Raw genomic sequence first — 628 nt, 5'->3', positions numbered from 1 at the left:
GGAGCCGGAGTCGGAGTCGGAGTCGGAGCTGGACGATGCCGTCACGGTCGTCGACACGCTGTCGGACTCCGACGACACACTCGTTGCATCCGACGAGGAGACTTCGGTGTCCGAAGCGGCCAGGCGTCTGCCCCCGGGACGGGGAGCGACAGCCGAGGACGTACAGCGTGCTTACCGCCGGCTCACGACCGGGCAGAGAGCTGAACCCCTCAGCGAACAGGCCGCCCGGATCGCCGCTCTCCTGCTGAGCAACCGCTCCCGAACCGGGACACTCACCGCTGGTCATCCAGGCCGCACCCCGCAGCATCCCGGCCCGGCCGCAGAACGTACGCCCCCGACGAGGGTGGCGATGGCCGGCACCCAGGACGAGGCAACGGACACGCTCAACCAGCGCATCCTGCGGGAAAGGCTCAGCCGGCTCACCCCGGGCTCCGCGGAACACTCCCGGCTGCAAGCCGTCCTCGACACCTACGAACCCATAGCGGGATCACGACCTGCCCCGTCAGAACACTCCCCTGCACCCGAGACCGCCGACAGCAACAGGTCACCCGAGTCCGACATCACGCCCGCCGCCGATGCCGCCATGGACCTCACCCGCTCCGTGACGAGCGACGCAGACGCCCCCACC

2 protein-coding genes are annotated in these 628 nt (G+C 69.7%); one reads left to right on the top strand and one right to left on the bottom strand.

Annotated features, from left to right (window positions below; all coding sequences use genetic code 11):
* The coding region (locus IE94_RS40740) for a hypothetical protein (protein ID WP_209441120.1) at window positions 1–286 on the bottom strand (286 nt) is incomplete at its 3' end.
* Window positions 287–349: 63 nt separating this feature from the next.
* Here IE94_RS40740 and IE94_RS40175 point away from each other — a divergent pair.
* Window positions 350–628, top strand: a 279-nt coding sequence (locus IE94_RS40175) for a hypothetical protein (protein WP_157849456.1), incomplete at its 3' end; no start/stop codon positions are given.

It is taken from the genome of Streptomyces violaceorubidus (assembly GCF_000717995.1).
Lineage (GTDB): Bacteria > Actinomycetota > Actinomycetes > Streptomycetales > Streptomycetaceae > Streptomyces > Streptomyces violaceorubidus.
The sequence above is the reverse complement of the archived record's forward strand: the minus strand, read 5'-3'. Positions and strand labels throughout refer to the sequence as shown.